Below are 14,888 nucleotides of genomic sequence, written 5' to 3' on the forward strand. Positions count from 1 at the left end.
AAACCCGCTGCAAATTGCAGCGGGTTTTGTTTACGCCCTAGAGGCGAACTTCAACTTAGAAGTTGAAGTTCGGCAGCTGGATCCAGCCGTTGTAGGAAGCGTAGTTGACGCCAGCGATGACCAGGCCGACGAGGGCGCCGATGCCAGCGACGATGGTGCCGTCAACCCAGAGACGTGCCCACTGCGGCATGTTCTCGACGTTGGTCTCCTTGCCAGCAGCGTCGCGGATGTCGAAGCGGGTCTGTGCGTCTTCCTTGGTGACGTAGTGGGAAGAGCCAGCGCCGCTGAAGACACCCTTGGTGCCGTCGGAGATGACCTCGCCGAAGGTCTTGTCGTCCTTCTGCTTGGTGCCCTGGAATGCCACGGAAGACTGGTTGCCGGTGTGCGTTACCACGCGGTCGGAAGCGTCAGCAGCGTCGGTGGTCTCTGCCAGTGCGATGGAGGTGCCGGTAGCGGCGAGGGTGATTGCGGTCGCGGTTGCGACAGCAGCGTTGCGGAAGTTACGCATTGCAATCCTTCTTTCAGGTGTGATGGGGGATTTGGTCGCGGAAAACCGCAATTAGACGTGGAACGGGCCGTGAACGACGAAGTTGTACGCCGGGCCAACGATCAGGCCAACAAGAGCGGACACAGCGGTGAAGATGGAGAGGGCCTGGAAGAGCTTAGCCCATACCGGCTGCTGTTCGTAGGTCTCGGTCTCGCCTTCTGCATCGCCCTTGGAGGAGCCGAACAGGGCCGGACCGTAAGCGGTCTTGTCACCCTCGAGCTTGTTGCCGGCCTTGGAGGACAGGCCGGAATCGCCGGCGGTCTTGTCGCCCTTGCCGTTGTCCGGGTTGACGGACACATTGGCGACCGGAGTTGCCGGTGCCTCAGTGCCTTCGGTTGCTGCAGTTGCGACTGCGGTGGAGCCGAATGCCACAGCGACGGCGGTTGCGCCGGCGAGGGCTGCCTTACGGAAATTACGCATGAAACGAAATCCTTCTCTGATAGTTCTTGCACGACGTCCGGGTGGAATTCAAAGAATCCCAGGGGCATTGAGCTCCTAGGACCGATAGCAAGCCCGGTGGGCTCGGTCCCGGTGTCTGCACCGACAATAGCCGAACACTTCCAGTGGTATGCAAGTTGACGCTTAAAAATTTTCAAAAGTTCAACCAAAGGTTGGAAAGCTTGGCGTTCGCTGAAAATATTGGGGCAAACCAAATATCTCTCACGTGCTCTTTTCGGCAACTGTGTCGAAATGATCGTGTCTTTTTACCTAGTCCCCCGAAAGAGGGGGTGAAGTAGGGGTTTAGACTTCTTTGAACGTCAGGTCGAGGCCGAGGATCGCGTTTTCAGTCACTTCTGCCAGGGACGGGTGGATCCAATACTGAGACCGCGGAAAGTCCCGCAGATCCAGTCCGTATGCGAGCACTGTGATCATTTGCTGGATCAGCGTGGAGGCCTGCGGGCCCATGTAGTGCGCGCCCAAAAGCTGGCCGGATTCACGGTCCGCCACCAGCTTCACCACACCGGTGGAGTCTTCAAGACCCCAGCCGTAGGCCACGTCGCCGTAGTTCTGCACCTTCACGGTGACGTCGAAGCCGGCGTCCACAGCTTCCTGTTCGGTCATTCCCACCGTCGCGATCTGCGGGTGGGTGAAGATCGCCGACGGGACGTGCTCGTGCGGCATCGGCACCAACGCGGAGTCGTCGTTACCCGCCCAAGCCTGCAGCACGTTGTGCGTCACGGCGCGTTGTTCCGCGTTCGCGACGTGCTTGAGTTGGTACGGGGAAGACAGGTCGCCGAGCGACCACACGCCGTCGGCAGAGGTGCGACCGAACTCGTCGACGGCGACGCGGCCGTCTTCGTGCGTTTCGATCCCAGCGGCGGCGACATCGAGTGTGTCGCTGTTGGGGATGCGGCCCGTGGCGATGAGGAGGGCTTCGGAACTGACCGTGTTGCCGTCGTCAAGCGTGAGCGTGACGCCCTCGCTGTCCTCGGAAGCGGAAGCGACCGTGCGCCCCATGTGAACGGTGTAACGCTCGGCGGCGAGCTTGTTGAACGGCTCCGCGAGGTCCGGATCCAGGTGCCGCAGCAGCTGCGAGCGGCTGATGATGGTCACCTCGGTGCCCAGGGCGTCAAAGACGTGCGCGAACTCCATGGCGATGAACCCGCCGCCGACGATGGTCAGCGACTTCGGCTGGCGCTCAAGGCGCATAATGTCCTCGTTGGTGTGGAACGTGACGTCGTGCGCCCACTCCGGAATGAACGGGCGGGCGCCGGCGGCGAGGATGATCGTGTCGGCGGTGATGAGCTCCTCGCTCCCGCCGCGGCCGGTCTTCAGTGTCTTCTGCCCGACGAAGGACGCCTCCACGTCGTAGACGGTGACGTTGGGGCAGCCGTTGCGGCGGTAGTCCTCGCCGCCTTTGGCGATCAAGTCGATGCGGTTGTCAAAGACGCGCTCGACGATCCCGGGCCAGTCCGCGCCCTTGTACTCGAGGTCGATGCCGAGCTTTCCGGCCTCGCGCGCAGCGTACGCCTGCTCCGCGGCAAGCACGTACATCTTCGTGGGGATGCAGCCGACGTTGAGGCACGTACCCCCGAACGCGCCCTTCTCCACAATCGCGACGTTCTTGTCGTCGAAGTCCGGAGTGAGGATGGAGTTGCCCGATCCCGTTCCCACAATGATCAGGTCGTAGCGTGTGGCGTCCTGGAAATCGCTTCCGTGAGCGGGCATGGTTCTCTCCTCTATATATATGTCTGTTTTGCGTATCGACGTTACTGGGCGAAATGTTGGCCGTCTAACCACTGGAAAACAGCCTTGAACGCAGCCTCGCGGGCGTGGCGTCCGGATAGGAACACGTCGTGGCGTGCGCCGTCGATGACCTGCACGTCTGAGGTATCGGACAGCGTCGGCGCCCAGCGCTGAATCTGGTCGACGTCGAGCACAGTGTCGGCCGTGTCGGCGGCGGGGGAGTACTCCTCGCCGAGATACGAATGCGACGAGCACAACGTCAGCGTCGGCACACCAGTATCAACGCGTCCGGAGTGGATCTGTTCCTGCCCCTGGATCACCGCGCGGAGCCAGCCCAGGTACTTGCGGTGGCCGTCAATCGGCTTCCACTCAGTGTTGAAGTCCCACTCGCCGTGGAAGTCCCGGTGGATTGACTTGCCGTAGGTGCCCTCCCCGCGCTGCAACAGCGGCAGCGACGGGAAGATCGTGCCGAAGAAGTTCAGCAGCGGCTTGAGCGCTGCCACCTGCCACTTCGGAAACTGCATGTCCAGCCACGGGCTGTTGAGGACCACCCCGGCGAGCTTTGCATGCTCCGCGGGCTTCTCGCGGCGCAGGTGGTCTGCCCACAGCGGCACGATCAGCCCGCCGGTGGAATGCGCCAGCACCACCACCGAACCGTGTTCCGCGGCGAGGATCTCCAGCGCCTGGGTGAGCTCGGGGAAGTACCGGCTCATCGACAGCGTGAAGTGCGCGCGCTGCCCCTTCCTCAGCGCGCGCCCGCAGCGCCGCAGGTCCAGAGCGTAAAACGGGTACCCGTGCCGCGCAAACTCGTCGGCGACGTGGGTCTGGAAAAAGTAGTCGGACATGCCGTGCACCCACAGCACCGCGGGCTTTTGCGAGCTTTTGCTTTGCGACGCGCGCTTGTCCCGCACCAGCACCGCATCCACGCGGGTTCGACTATCCGGGTCCTTTCCCTGGGGGAGTACTACCTGCTCGAATCCGTCGCCGAGCGGGTCAGGTTGCCAATCAAGCTGATGCGCGGTGTAACTCATGCGGCCGATGATACTTTTCTGCGGACGGTGGGCACCTGTGGTCGTCGACAAGCCTTTGCACCTTGGCGGCGAGGGGGACGTAATATGGTCACCACTCCCAAAAGTCGATAAACATCAAAGGATGACTACGCATGTCTGACAACGGTGGTAAGAAGTACGCGGACGAGGTGGACATCCTGCACGTCGGCGCCGGCATCATGAGCGCGACACTGTGCTCGATGCTGCACGAGCTGGAACCCGACTGGTCCCAGATGATCTTCGAGCGGCTCGACGGTCCTGCCGAGGAGTCCTCCTACCCGTTCAACAACGCCGGCACCGGCCACTCCGCACTGTGCGAGCTGAACTACACGCCCGAGAAAAAGGGACGCATTGATGTCTCCAAGGCGATGAACATCAACGAGAAGTTCCAGCTGTCGCGCCAGTTCTGGTCCTACCAGGTGGAAAACGACGTACTGACGGATCCGCGCGCCTTCATCAACCCCGTGCCGCACGTGTCCTTCGCACAGGGCGAAGACCAGATCAACTACCTGCGCAAGCGCTACGACAAACTCTCCGCAAACCACATGTTCCCCAACATGCAGTTCGCGGACGACCGTGAGACCTTCGCAGAGAAGCTGCCGCTGATGTCCCAGGGCCGCGACTTCGACGCCGAGCCGGTGGCCATCTCCTGGACCAACGTGGGCACCGACATCAACTACGGCTCCCTGACCGGGCAGTTCCTCGACGCCGCGAAGCGCAACGGCACCGAGATCCGCTACGGCCGCGAAGTGACCAACATCAAGCGCGAAGGCAACTTCTGGAAGGTCACGGTCAAAAACGTCCACACCGGCGACAAGCAGGTCGTACGCGCCCGCTTCGTCTTCGTCGGCGCCGGCGGCTACGCGCTGGACCTGCTGCGCAAGGCGGGCGTGCCCGAGGTGCACGGCTACGCCGGCTTCCCGATCTCCGGCATGTGGCTCAAGACCGACAACCAGGAACTGGTGCAGCAGCACAAGGCCAAGGTTTACGGCAAGGCCAAGGTCGGCGCCCCGCCGATGTCCGTGCCGCACCTGGACCTGCGCGTGGTCGACGGCAAGGAATCCCTCCTGTTCGGCCCCTACGGCGGCTGGAGTCCGAAGTTCCTCAAGGAAGGCTCCTACCTGGACCTGTTCGAGTCCATCCGCCCGGACAACATCCCGTCCTACCTCGGCGTGGCCGCCACCAACATCGGCCTGGTGAAGTACCTGGTGCAGGAAGTCTTCCGCGACTTCGACGGCAAGGTGGACATGCTGCACGAGTACTACCCGGCAGCAGACGGCAAGGACTGGGAGGTCGTAGTCGCCGGCCAGCGCGTGCAGGTGATCAAGCCGGCCGCCGCCCCGCGCTTCGGCACCCTGGAGTTCGGCACCGCCCTGGTGAACGACCAGAACGGCACCATCGCCGGCGTGCTTGGTGCATCCCCGGGTGCGTCCATCACCCCGGCCGCCATGATCGAGCTTCTCGAGCGCTGCTTCGGCGAGCACATGATCGACTGGGGCGACAAGCTCCACGAAATGTTCCCCACCTACGGCAAGTCCCTCAAGCGCGACGAGGCCGCTTACGACGAGCAGTGGGCGTGGACCCAGAAGACGCTGGGGCTGGACACGGACGAAAACACCCTGTAGCAGCGTTTACGTCCCGCAGAAGGTGACGTAGGGCAGCTGCCCCTCAGGCCGGGCCATCCATTCGGGCCCGGCCTTTTCGTTGTACGGGTCGCTCACCGCGGCGAGCAGCTCGTTGTACGCGGTGTAGTCGCCGCGGAGCTCGGCGGCGTCGATAGCCTCCTGCAGCATCTGGTTGCGGGGGATGAAAATGGGCCCTGGCGCACCGTTGATGCCGTGCTCGCGGTTGTAGGTGGTGATGTCGGCGGCCGCGTTGAGCCCGTCGTGGTCGCCTCCGATCCACTTCGCCCACGCCTCGTCCCAGGCTGGTTGGACGGTTTTGACGTACTCGTCGACCTTCTTCGCGCCGAGCAGCGGATAGAGCGCCTCCGCTAGCCGCGCCATGTTCCACGCGATGATGTTGGGCTGGTTGCCAAAGGCGTAGCGTCGCTGGCGGTCGATAGAGGAGAAGCTCGCGGTGCCGTCGAAACGTTCGGTGAACGCGCACGGACCGTAGTCGATGGTCTCGCCCGACAGTGCCACGTTGTCGGTGTTCATCACCCCGTGGACAAACCCCAGGCGCATCCAGTGCGCCACCAGGTCGAACTGGCGGCGGGTGACGGTGCGCAGCATCTCCTCGGCATCTGCGAAGCCGGCGGCGGCGACGACCTTCTGCGTCAGCTCCTCCGACTGTGTCGCCGCGTACTGCACCGTGCCCACGCGCAGGTGGCTCTTCGCCACGCGCACCACGATCCCGCCGGGGACCGCGCCGTTTTGGCGGATCACGGTGCCGCCGGTGGACAGCACCGCAAGCGAGCGGGTGGTAGGCACGCCGACCGCATGCATGAACGTGGAGACGAGGTGCTCGCGCAGCATCGGCCCGATCGCCCCCACCCCGTCCGTGCCCGGGCGCGAAAACGCGGTCAAGCCTGAGCCCTTGAGCTGGATCTCATGCCCGGCGGTGTCGCCGAGCAGCAGGGCGCGGCCGTCGCCAAGCAATGGCACGAACTGGCCGAACTGGTGCGCCGCGTACGCCATGGCGTGGCCGCCGTGGGAGCCGGAGAGGAACTTGAGGCCGTCATCAGACTTGAGCCACGCAACATCGAGGCCGAGCTCCTTTGCAAGCGGCTCATTGAGCGCGACAAGCTGCGGGTTCTCAAACTCCGTGCCGGGCTCCGCGTGCGCGAGCTCCGGCAGGGTGTCTGCGAGCGTGTGGGCGAGCTGGGGTTGATTCATGGCTCCACCCTAAACTGATTGGCTATGACTACCGGCCACATCACACTCGTAGGCGGCGGCCCAGGCGCGTGGGACCTGCTGACCATCCGCGGACTGCGCGCCCTCGAGGCTGCCGACGTCATCCTCGCCGACCACCTCGGCCCCTCCGCCGAGCTGGAGGGCTTTCTGGACCTGACCGGCAAAGAGGTCGTGGACGTGGCGAAGCTGCCGTACGCGAGGCAGGTGGCGCAGGAGCGGATCAACGAGATGCTCGTGGAGTTTGGGCGCGCCGGCAAGCACGTGGTCCGGCTCAAAGGCGGCGACCCGTACGTGTTCGGCCGCGGCTTCGAGGAGCTGCAGGCGTGCGCGGCTGCCGGGCTGGAGTGCTCGGTGGTGCCGGGCGTGACCTCGGCGGTGTCCGTGCCGGCCGCCGCTTCGGTGCCGGTGACGCAGCGCGGGGTGACGCACGCGTTCACGGTGGTCTCCGGGCACCTGCCGCCCGGCCACGAGAAGTCGCTGGTGGACTGGGGTGCCCTCGCTCGCGTCGGTGGCACGATCGTGGTGGTGATGGGCGTGCGCAACGTGCGCGCGATCACGGCGGCGCTGGTGGAGGCCGGGTTGTCCGGGGACACGCCCGCCGCCGTGATCCAGGAGGGCGAGACGGACGCGCAGCGCGTGTACTTCGCCACCGCGGCGACCTTGGCCGACGTGATGGAGGCCGAAGGCGTCGCGGCGCCGGCCGTGTACGTGGTGGGGGAGGTCGCAGGCCTTGCGCACGCTGGATAGCTTGATCTGGGATGTCGCCTTCGGCGCGGCTGACAGTGGTCAAAGGACAGTGCTCATCTGCCACGACCCGACCCTGGACCTGACCCGCGCGGCGGTCGCGACGGGCGCGCCCGTGCTGTTCTGCGACTCGGACTACACGCGCAGCCAGCAGGCCCGGTCGCTCGGCGCCGAGGTGGCCGGGGACGTGCGCCTGGACGAGTACCTCGCCGGCGCGACCGGGGCTGCCGTTGCGGTCGGAGAGATGCCGAAGTCCCTGGCGCGGCTGGATTACCTGGCGCGTTCTATCGCGGGCGCAGGCTTCGACGAAGTGCGCCTCGTGCTCGGCGCGAACAATAAACACCTCGCACGCAGCATGAACGCGACGTTGGGGGAGTCGTTCGAAGAAGTTGCCGCCTCGCTCGGCCGCGGCAAGTTTCGCTGCCTGGTCGCCTCCGGCCCCCGCGAGGTGTCGTATGAGCCATTGCTTTACGACGGCCTCGTCGCCGTCGGCGGAGTTTTCTCCGGCGCAAAACCGGACCGGGGCGGGGAGCTGCTTCGCTCCTGCCTGCCCGCCGAGCCCGGCCGGCTTCTCGACCTGGGCTGCGGCAACGGCTCCGTCACCCGGGGCTTGGGCGGCGTCGCCACGGACGCGGACGCCGATGCGGTGCTCTCCGCCCGCGCCATCGGGCTGGAGGCGACGTGGGATGACGCCGGCTCCCGATTGCCGGACGCGTCCTTCGACACAATCGCGCTGAACCCGCCGTTCCACGACGGCACCACCGTCGACGCCACGTTAGTGCAGCACCTCCTCGACGCCTCCGTGCGTTTGCTCGCCCCCGGCGGGGCGCTGTACCTGGTGCACAACTCGCACTTGCGCTACCGCGGCGAGGTGGAGCGTCGCTTCGCGTCCGTGGAGCAGGTCGCGCGCGATAGGACCTTCACGGTGCTCCGCGCCAGCTCGTAAATGTGGTACCGTTTTGTGGTACCACATAAAGGAGGGGCAAATGTCCATCAGTGCATCGGAAGCTCGCCGGACCTTATATCCGCTCATCGAGCGTGTGAACAACGACCGCGACGCGGTTGAAATTGTGTCGCGCAATGGCAATGCCGTGCTCATGGCAGCAGAAGATTATGAGTCATGGGTAGAGACCGCTTACCTGTTTAAATCGCGGGAGAACAGGCGCAGGTTGACTCGGTCCTATGAGGATGCCCTCAACGGCAAGTTCGTTGAGCATGATCTCGATCTGGATGAGTAATGCGCCTCGTTTGGACTGCCGATGCGTGGAGCGACTACCTCTATTGGCAAACCACTGATAGGAAGATGCTGAAGCGCGTGAATCAGCTTCTCCGTGATACGCTGCGAGATCCTTTCGAAGGGATTGGTAAGCCTGAACCGTTGAAATATGGAGCGGATGGTGCCTGGTCAAGGCGTATTACCCAAGAACACCGGTTGGTTTACATGCTCGCAGATGGCGATCTGGTAATCCTGCAGGTCCGCTATCACTACTAGCCCAGAAGAGCAGGCAGCGCGTTGGCGGCGGTGTCCTCGATGACCACGTCGGCCAGGTGCGACAGGTCGGTGCGCATGGGGGTGACCTCGATGATGGGGATCTCGCGGGCGTGCGCCATCAGCGGCAGGCCGGCGGCGGGGTAGACCACCCCGGAGGTGCCCACGATCACCAGCGCGTCAGCGGTGCGCATGCGGCGCTCCGCTTCCCTCCACTCGGCTTCAGGCAACGCCTCGCCGAACCAGACCACGCCGGGGCGCACTGGGCCTCCGCATTCCGGGCAAGCCGGGGGAGTAATTGCTGTCACGGGTTCTTTGGGGAGATCGATGGGCTGGGCGAAGTTCTCGTCGCAAAGCGAACAGCGAAAGTCGAACAGCGAACCGTGCAGGTGGACGACCCCCTTGCTGCCTGCGCGCTCGTGGAGGTTGTCGATGTTTTGGGTGGTTACCGTGGTCTTCGGCGACTTGGCGACGGCGGCGTGGCCCGCGTTCGGCTCCGCCTGCTGCGCGAGGTGGGCGCGCCAGAGGTACCAGGCGAACATGGTGTCCGGGTCGTCGCGCTACGCGTCGATGGACGCCATGTCCTGCGGGTCCACGTTCTCCCACAGGCCGGTCTGGGCGTCGCGGTAAGTGGCGATGCCGCTGTCGGCGCTCATGCCGGCGCCGGTGAAGACCTCGATGTGGGAGGCGTCGGCGATAAGGGCGCGGGCGGTGTCGATGGTGGTAGAGGCTGTCATGAGTGCGACGGTACCTGCGTGAGATGGGAGATGAAGCGTCTTAGCTGATCCGCTGAGGCCGTCCGCGGTCGAGCAGGTACTGGCCCAGATACGGCTGAGCGAACTCGATGAGGCCCCAGCCCGCGGGGGTGATCAGGTCGCGTTCGATCAGGCGGGCACGAATGTCGGAAAGCGAAGTGGCTGGTCGGCCGAGGGCCTCCGCTAGTGCCGAAGTGGCGATCTCGGTTGAGCCGGTCTCGTCCTCGATCTTGGCCATCGCCCGCAGGTACTCCATCTGCCGGGGTGGGAGATCTCTGAGCGCTGGCTGGAGGACTTGGACGCCCAGGCGTTCAAGCGTGCGCGGAATCGCCGCTGAAACCGCGTGGGCATCGATGCTGTCGAGCCCGAGTTCGTCCGCGGCCTCCCAAGACAAGAAGCCGAGCAGCTGCACGAGGTAGGGGTAGCCCTTGCTGAACTCCGCTGCCCGCTGCGCGTCGTTGAAAGTCCTGCCGCCGTCGCGGGCCGTCTCAGTAAGCGCAACGTTTGCGTCCTCCAGCGTGAGCGGGCCGAGTTCGTAGTGGCGGGCGCGGCGGAGAAACGTCGCGCCGGGCAGATCGAGCAGAGTATTGATCCCGTGGGTCAGGCCGGCCATCGCGACGGCGACGGGGAGATCGTCACGAACCAGATCTTGGTACGCCACCGCGACCTGTGTGAGGTCTTCCGGTGAGGCGTCCTGCACCTCATCGATGGTGATGAGCACTCCAGTGCCGCGGAGAAGGGAGATGAGCTCCCGGAGCTGCGTGGTCAGTCTCGGCACGGGATCACGTGACTCCACCTCTGTGCGCACCGACCCGATGCCGGCAACGGAAACGCCGGTAATCTGGCGTCGTTGCGGAGGGGACAGCCGGTTAATCGCTTCGGGGATAGCGGACTGGATGAGCGATTCTGCGATCTTCTCCCGTGCCGAAGCGCGGAGCACGATCCAGCCGTGGCGAGCTGCGATATCTTTGAGCTCGGTAAGGAGCACTGTCTTGCCGATACCCCTTGACCCCGAGATGAGTATCGACCGGTCTGGGTTACCGGCCGAACCCGAAATGGCTCTCTCGAAATTGGTCAGCACGGTCGCGCGACCCGCCCAAACAAGCGGGCTTGCACCGAAGGTCGGGCGAAAAGGATTGTTCATGCTGGTCAGCATAGCGCAACCGATAAACCGATAAATTCCACTCGGCCGATAAACCGATAAACCGATAAATTACTAGACCGCAAAAGAGAGCGCCACGCACACTACGGGGATCAAAGCTATGCCGACCACCACCCGCCGCAAGTAGCGCTTGCCCGGCGCGTGGGCGGTGTTCACCGCGATCTTGCCCGGGTTCGACGGCAGCGCCGCGGCGACCATAGGGTCGTTCGGCGCCGAATAGGTGCCCATGCCGCCCTGGTAGCGCAACTGCTCGTTGCGGGCCTGTTCGTCCGCGTCCGGTTCGATCCCGTCCTTTTTTGAGGTCACGCGCATGCCGATCACCACCACATAGATGATGAAGCCGATCCAGAGCACAATCTCCAGCCAGAACGGCAGACTCACGTCCGGCACGACCATGGCAATGTTCATCACCGCGAACAGTGTGGCCATCGCGAGGATTATTTTGGAGACGACGTCTACGGAGGCGTCGCAAAGCTTCTCGACGCGCCGGGCCGCCGTCTCCGAAAACGGCAGCGCGCCCTCGGCGGGGACCTCGACGGTGTGGCGGGCAAGCGATCTCGGCGGCAGAAACAGCGGCAGGATCAGCGTTACCGCGATGCCGATGATCATCACCAGGGTTGTGCTGAGCAGCGTCTTCGGTGCGAAGCCGTCCGCCTCGCCGGTGGGGCCGATGTGCACCGTCACAGGGTCGGGGATGGCGTCCCAACGCAGCAGGATGTAGGCGAACCCGGCGGCGTAGATCAGCGCGGCCAGGGCGTAGCGACGGTAGTGGGCGGGCATGGAGCTCAACCTACACACGCATTGTGAGCAGCGTGCCGTCGACCGCAACGTCGAACCCGGCGGCGGAAGCGATGTCGGCGACGTCGTCGGCGGACGTGGCGTCGTGAGGCGCCAGCGCGCGGGCCAGCTCACCCTTGTACTGCTTGTTGAAGTGGCTGACCACCTTGCCGGTGTCGGCCTGCTCCACGCGCACGGTCACCGACCCCGGCACCGGCCCGAGCTGCTGGTAGGCGCCGGAGCGCATGTCCACCACGAACCCCTGCTCACCAAGCACATCCGTGACCGAGGTGCCCCACCACGCCTTCATGGTCTTCCCGCCGACCTTGGAGCCGCCGGAAACGCGGTAGCGGGGGATCAGATCGCCTGCGCGCGCCACCCCGAACAGCGCGGAGCCCACGGCCAGGCGGGACAGAGCCTCATCGGGCAGGGACAGAGCGTCGAGGGCGTCGTACAGCACGCCCGTGTAGCGCTGGATCGCCGGCATCACCGGAGCCGTGCGCAACTCTCGGTTCTCCTCGGCCTCCGCGCGCTTGCCGGCGGGGATTTTCAGCTCACGCATTTGGGCGTCCACGTCGGTGGCCGTGAGGATGTCGATAAGCAAAGCGCGCACCGGATCGAGCGAGGGAAACGACAGCTGCATGGCGGCGTTGGTGTCGCCGCGGGCTTTGGTCTCAGAAGGCGGGAGCACGATCAGCATGCGCAAAACCCTAGCGGTAAACTGCCAAACCATGATTACACGCCTGTCCACGCTGTTCCTGCGCACACTGCGCGAAGATCCCGCCGATGCCGAGGTGCCCAGCCACAAGCTGCTGGTGCGCGCAGGCTATGTGCGCCGCGCCGCGCCGGGCGTGTACTCCTGGCTGCCGCTGGGCCTGCGCGCGCTGCGCAAGATCGAAGGCGTGGTGCGCGAAGAGATGGACGCCATGGGCGGCCAGGAACTGCTCTTCCCGGCGCTGCTGCCGCGCGAGCCGTACGAGGCCACCAACCGCTGGGCGGAGTACGGCGACGACCTGTTCCGCCTGAAGGACCGCAAGGGCGCGGACATGCTGCTTGGCCCCACGCACGAGGAGATGTTCACCACCGCGGTGAAGGACCTGTACTCCTCCTACAAGGACTTCCCGGTCACGCTGTACCAGATCCAGACCAAGTACCGCGACGAGGCGCGTCCGCGTGCCGGCATTCTGCGCGGGCGCGAGTTTGTGATGAAGGACAGCTACTCCTTCGACATGTCGGATGAGGGGCTGGACCAGTCCTACGCCAACCACCGCGCCGCCTACCAGCGCATCTTCGACCGCGTGGGCCTGCGCTACGAGATCTGCAAGGCCACCTCCGGCGCCATGGGCGGTTCCGCGTCCGAGGAGTTTTTGGCGTACTCCGACAACGGCGAGGACACCTTCGTCGTCTCCACCGCGGGCGATTACGCGGCGAACGTCGAGGCCGTGACCACGGTCGCGCCCGAGCCGCGCTCGATTGAGGGGCTGCCGGAGGCGGTCGAGCACGACACCCCTGCGTCCGAGACCATCGCGGCGCTCGTGGAGTGGGCGCAGGGGGCTGGCGTGCTTATCGACGGCCGCTCCGCCGAAGCCGCCGACACCCTCAAATGCATGATGGTGAAGGTCAACGACCCGCGTCAGGTGGATGAGGACGGCGAGCCGGTCGGCCCGCAGCTGGTCGGCGTGCTCATTCCGGGCGACCGCGAGCTGGACGAGAAACGCCTCGAGGCGTCGCTTGAGCCCGCCACGTTCGAGCTGGCCAGCGACGAGGACTTTGCCAAGAACGACTTTTTGGTCAAGGGCTACGTCGGCCCCCGCGCGCTCGCGGCCAACGGCGTGCGCGTGCTGGCGGACCCCCGCGTGGTGGACGGCACCGCCTGGATCACCGGCGCGGACGCCCCGCAGAAGCACGTGGTGGGCCTGGTCGCCGGCCGCGACTTCACCGTCGACGGCTTCATCGAGGCCGCCGAGATTAAGGCCGGCGACCCGTCGCCGTCCGGCAACGGCACCGTCGAACTCGCTCGCGGCATCGAGCTGGGCCACATCTTCCAGCTCGGCCGCAAGTACACCGAGGCTATGGACGTGCAGATCCTGGACGAAAACGGCAAGCGCGCCGTGCCCACCATGGGCTCCTACGGCATCGGCATCTCCCGCATGCTCGCGGTGATCGCTGAGCAGCGCCACGACGACAAGGGCCTGGTCTGGCCGGTGGAGATCGCCCCGTTCCAGGTGCACGTCGCGGTGGCGAACAAGGACGCCGCCGCCCTCGAGGCGGGCGACCGCATCGCGGCCGAGCTGTCCGACGCCGGGCTCGAAGTGCTTTTCGACGACCGACCAAAGGTCTCCCCGGGCGTGAAGTTCAAGGACGCCGAGCTTTTGGGCATGCCGTTCATCGTCATTCTCGGCCGCGCGTTCGCCGACGGCGTGGTGGAGCTGCGGATCCGCGGCGGCGAGACACTGGAGGTCCCGGCCGACGAGATCGTGGCAAAGGTGCAGGAGCTCGTCGCCGAGCGCCTCGGCTAGACCCGCTGGGCGTGGGCGGCCAGCCTGATGGCGTCTCCGCGCCAGGTCGCCGATTCCGCGTGCGCGGCGGCGTAGCGCCACTGCGCGACTAGGTCGCTCTGCATGGTTTTGACCAGCTGGGCGGCCTCTTCTGTGTTTGCGGGCTCGCTGTAGCCCTCGGCGAACTCGTAGCCGGCGGCGGGGACCAGGGACTCGCCGTCGGCGATGTCCAGCACGCGAGTCAGTGCCGCGGTGCGCTCGTGGGATGCCTCGCGCAGCTCGCCGACGCGTTCACGCAGGTCGGCATCGGCGTAGGCGAGCGCGAGGCCAAGCCCGTAGTAGACGGCGTTTTCCCGCGCGAGCATGTCGCGTGCCGCTTCAGTGTCTGCGGCGTCCGACACTGTCTCGGTGACGGGCTCGAGGTTGACGGGGGAGAGCGTGAGTGCGTCGATAGCCTGGGCGACGATGAGGTCCACGGACTCTTCCGGCACCTTGTCGGCGGCGGCGACGGTGTGCTCGAGCACCGCAGACGCATTACCTTCGGCGGGCAGGTCGGTGTCGCCGTAGCTGACGTCGCACGAGGCGGGCGTTTGCCCTTGCGCGTCCAGGCCGCACAAACGAAGCGCTTCCTCTTTCAGCTCCTCGCTCTGCTTCTGGCGCATCTCGCGCCACTGTTCCCGCGCGGGGTCCCCGAAAACCCAGTCGGCGGAGGCCTGCTTGGCCAGCGCCATGATCTCGCCGTTCGCGCGTGGACCCACGACGTCCATCACGGTGCAGCTGGTGAGCAAAAGCGCGGCGGCGGGCAGCAGGAGGAGTTTCTTCACG

The 14,888-nt window shown here is 65.3% G+C and carries 15 protein-coding genes and 1 pseudogene; 6 read left to right on the forward strand and 10 right to left on the reverse strand.

Annotated features, from left to right (window positions below; genetic code table 11):
- Positions 1-55: 55 nt before the first annotated feature.
- The 4 genes from O5O53_RS07255 to O5O53_RS07270 all read right to left on the reverse strand — a co-directional run bounded on the left by O5O53_RS07255 (position 56) and on the right by O5O53_RS07270 (position 3,765).
- Positions 56-508: a hypothetical protein gene (locus O5O53_RS07255; protein WP_269510429.1), complete on the reverse strand. Its 453-nt coding sequence runs from the start codon at positions 506-508 to the stop codon at positions 56-58.
- Between the two features lie 51 nt (positions 509-559).
- Positions 560-967 (reverse strand): hypothetical protein, encoded by a 408-nt coding sequence (locus tag O5O53_RS07260; RefSeq protein ID WP_269510430.1) that lies wholly within the window; start codon positions 965-967, stop codon positions 560-562.
- A 321-nt stretch (positions 968-1,288) separates the two neighbouring features.
- Entirely contained in the window at positions 1,289-2,716 is a 1,428-nt protein-coding gene (mtr, locus tag O5O53_RS07265) for a mycothione reductase (RefSeq protein WP_269510431.1), read from the reverse strand.
- Between the two features lie 41 nt (positions 2,717-2,757).
- Positions 2,758-3,765, reverse strand: a complete 1,008-nt coding sequence (locus O5O53_RS07270) for an alpha/beta hydrolase (protein ID WP_269510434.1) — start codon at positions 3,763-3,765, stop codon at positions 2,758-2,760.
- 131 nt (positions 3,766-3,896) lie between these two features.
- Here O5O53_RS07270 and mqo point away from each other — a divergent pair, with 131 nt between their 5' ends.
- Entirely contained in the window at positions 3,897-5,408 is a 1,512-nt protein-coding gene (gene mqo, locus O5O53_RS07275; RefSeq protein ID WP_269510436.1) for a malate dehydrogenase (quinone), read from the forward strand.
- Between the two features lie 6 nt (positions 5,409-5,414).
- Here mqo and O5O53_RS07280 read toward each other — a convergent pair whose 3' ends face one another.
- The gene (locus tag O5O53_RS07280; protein ID WP_269510437.1) at positions 5,415-6,620 is read right to left on the reverse strand and encodes a protein adenylyltransferase SelO family protein; all 1,206 of its coding nucleotides are present in this window, start codon (positions 6,618-6,620) and stop codon (positions 5,415-5,417) included.
- A 24-nt stretch (positions 6,621-6,644) separates the two neighbouring features.
- On the opposite strand from O5O53_RS07280, the gene cobA reads away from it, so the two are divergent.
- The 4 genes from cobA to O5O53_RS07300 are packed head-to-tail and all read left to right on the forward strand — an operon-like array spanning position 6,645 to position 8,874.
- Complete coding sequence (gene cobA, locus O5O53_RS07285) at positions 6,645-7,385, forward strand: uroporphyrinogen-III C-methyltransferase (RefSeq protein WP_269510439.1); 741 nt, start codon at positions 6,645-6,647, stop codon at positions 7,383-7,385.
- A complete protein-coding gene (locus O5O53_RS07290) occupies positions 7,369-8,328 on the forward strand; it encodes a class I SAM-dependent methyltransferase (protein WP_269510442.1) in 960 nt (319 codons plus the stop codon). The genes cobA and O5O53_RS07290 overlap by 17 nt, the downstream gene beginning before the upstream one ends.
- A gap of 40 nt (positions 8,329-8,368) precedes the next feature.
- Complete coding sequence (locus O5O53_RS07295; RefSeq protein ID WP_181888638.1) at positions 8,369-8,620, forward strand: type II toxin-antitoxin system Phd/YefM family antitoxin; 252 nt, start codon at positions 8,369-8,371, stop codon at positions 8,618-8,620.
- Complete coding sequence (locus O5O53_RS07300; RefSeq protein WP_269510444.1) at positions 8,620-8,874, forward strand: Txe/YoeB family addiction module toxin; 255 nt, start codon at positions 8,620-8,622, stop codon at positions 8,872-8,874. The genes O5O53_RS07295 and O5O53_RS07300 overlap by 1 nt, the downstream gene beginning before the upstream one ends.
- Here O5O53_RS07300 and O5O53_RS07305 read toward each other — a convergent pair.
- The 4 genes and pseudogenes from O5O53_RS07305 to O5O53_RS07320 form a co-directional block, all read right to left on the reverse strand.
- Positions 8,871-9,608: pseudogene (locus O5O53_RS07305) on the reverse strand (NAD-dependent deacylase). The gene O5O53_RS07300 and the pseudogene O5O53_RS07305 overlap by 4 nt on opposite strands.
- Positions 9,609-9,648: 40 nt before the next feature.
- The gene (locus O5O53_RS07310) at positions 9,649-10,770 is read right to left on the reverse strand and encodes an ATP-binding protein (RefSeq protein WP_269510446.1); all 1,122 of its coding nucleotides are present in this window, start codon (positions 10,768-10,770) and stop codon (positions 9,649-9,651) included.
- Between the two features lie 72 nt (positions 10,771-10,842).
- A complete protein-coding gene (locus O5O53_RS07315; RefSeq protein WP_269510448.1) occupies positions 10,843-11,568 on the reverse strand; it encodes a DUF1648 domain-containing protein in 726 nt (241 codons plus the stop codon).
- Between the two features lie 10 nt (positions 11,569-11,578).
- Positions 11,579-12,265 carry a YaaA family protein gene (locus O5O53_RS07320; protein ID WP_269510451.1) on the reverse strand — a complete coding sequence of 229 codons (687 nt, stop codon included), beginning with the start codon at positions 12,263-12,265 and terminating at the stop codon, positions 11,579-11,581.
- Positions 12,266-12,296: 31 nt separating this feature from the next.
- Between O5O53_RS07320 and O5O53_RS07325 the strand changes: the two genes are divergently transcribed.
- Positions 12,297-14,084 (forward strand): proline--tRNA ligase, encoded by a 1,788-nt coding sequence (locus O5O53_RS07325; RefSeq protein ID WP_269510455.1) that lies wholly within the window; start codon positions 12,297-12,299, stop codon positions 14,082-14,084.
- On the opposite strand, the gene O5O53_RS07330 is transcribed toward O5O53_RS07325, so the two are convergent.
- The gene (locus tag O5O53_RS07330; protein WP_269510457.1) at positions 14,081-14,887 is read right to left on the reverse strand and encodes a DUF4439 domain-containing protein; all 807 of its coding nucleotides are present in this window, start codon (positions 14,885-14,887) and stop codon (positions 14,081-14,083) included. The genes O5O53_RS07325 and O5O53_RS07330 overlap by 4 nt on opposite strands.
- Between the last annotated feature and the right edge of the window lies 1 nt (position 14,888).

Origin of the sequence: Corynebacterium faecium, assembly GCF_027257105.1 — a bacterium.
GTDB classification, from domain to species: domain Bacteria; phylum Actinomycetota; class Actinomycetes; order Mycobacteriales; family Mycobacteriaceae; genus Corynebacterium; species Corynebacterium lehmanniae.

Excerpts from the sequence above, each read along its gene's own strand:
- O5O53_RS07255 (WP_269510429.1), bottom strand. The coding sequence starts at position 508 with ATGCGTAACTTCCGCAACGCTGCTGTCGCAACCGCGACCGCAATCACC.
- O5O53_RS07260 (WP_269510430.1), bottom strand. The coding sequence starts at position 967 with ATGCGTAATTTCCGTAAGGCAGCCCTCGCCGGCGCAACCGCCGTCGCT.
- mtr (WP_269510431.1), bottom strand. The coding sequence starts at position 2,716 with ATGCCCGCTCACGGAAGCGATTTCCAGGACGCCACACGCTACGACCTG.
- O5O53_RS07270 (WP_269510434.1), bottom strand. The coding sequence starts at position 3,765 with ATGAGTTACACCGCGCATCAGCTTGATTGGCAACCTGACCCGCTCGGC.
- mqo (WP_269510436.1), top strand. The coding sequence starts at position 3,897 with ATGTCTGACAACGGTGGTAAGAAGTACGCGGACGAGGTGGACATCCTG.
- O5O53_RS07280 (WP_269510437.1), bottom strand. The coding sequence starts at position 6,620 with ATGAATCAACCCCAGCTCGCCCACACGCTCGCAGACACCCTGCCGGAG.
- cobA (WP_269510439.1), top strand. The coding sequence starts at position 6,645 with ATGACTACCGGCCACATCACACTCGTAGGCGGCGGCCCAGGCGCGTGG.
- O5O53_RS07295 (WP_181888638.1), top strand. The coding sequence starts at position 8,369 with ATGTCCATCAGTGCATCGGAAGCTCGCCGGACCTTATATCCGCTCATC.
- O5O53_RS07300 (WP_269510444.1), top strand. The coding sequence starts at position 8,620 with ATGCGCCTCGTTTGGACTGCCGATGCGTGGAGCGACTACCTCTATTGG.
- O5O53_RS07310 (WP_269510446.1), bottom strand. The coding sequence starts at position 10,770 with ATGAACAATCCTTTTCGCCCGACCTTCGGTGCAAGCCCGCTTGTTTGG.
- O5O53_RS07315 (WP_269510448.1), bottom strand. The coding sequence starts at position 11,568 with ATGCCCGCCCACTACCGTCGCTACGCCCTGGCCGCGCTGATCTACGCC.
- O5O53_RS07320 (WP_269510451.1), bottom strand. The coding sequence starts at position 12,265 with ATGCTGATCGTGCTCCCGCCTTCTGAGACCAAAGCCCGCGGCGACACC.
- O5O53_RS07325 (WP_269510455.1), top strand. The coding sequence starts at position 12,297 with ATGATTACACGCCTGTCCACGCTGTTCCTGCGCACACTGCGCGAAGAT.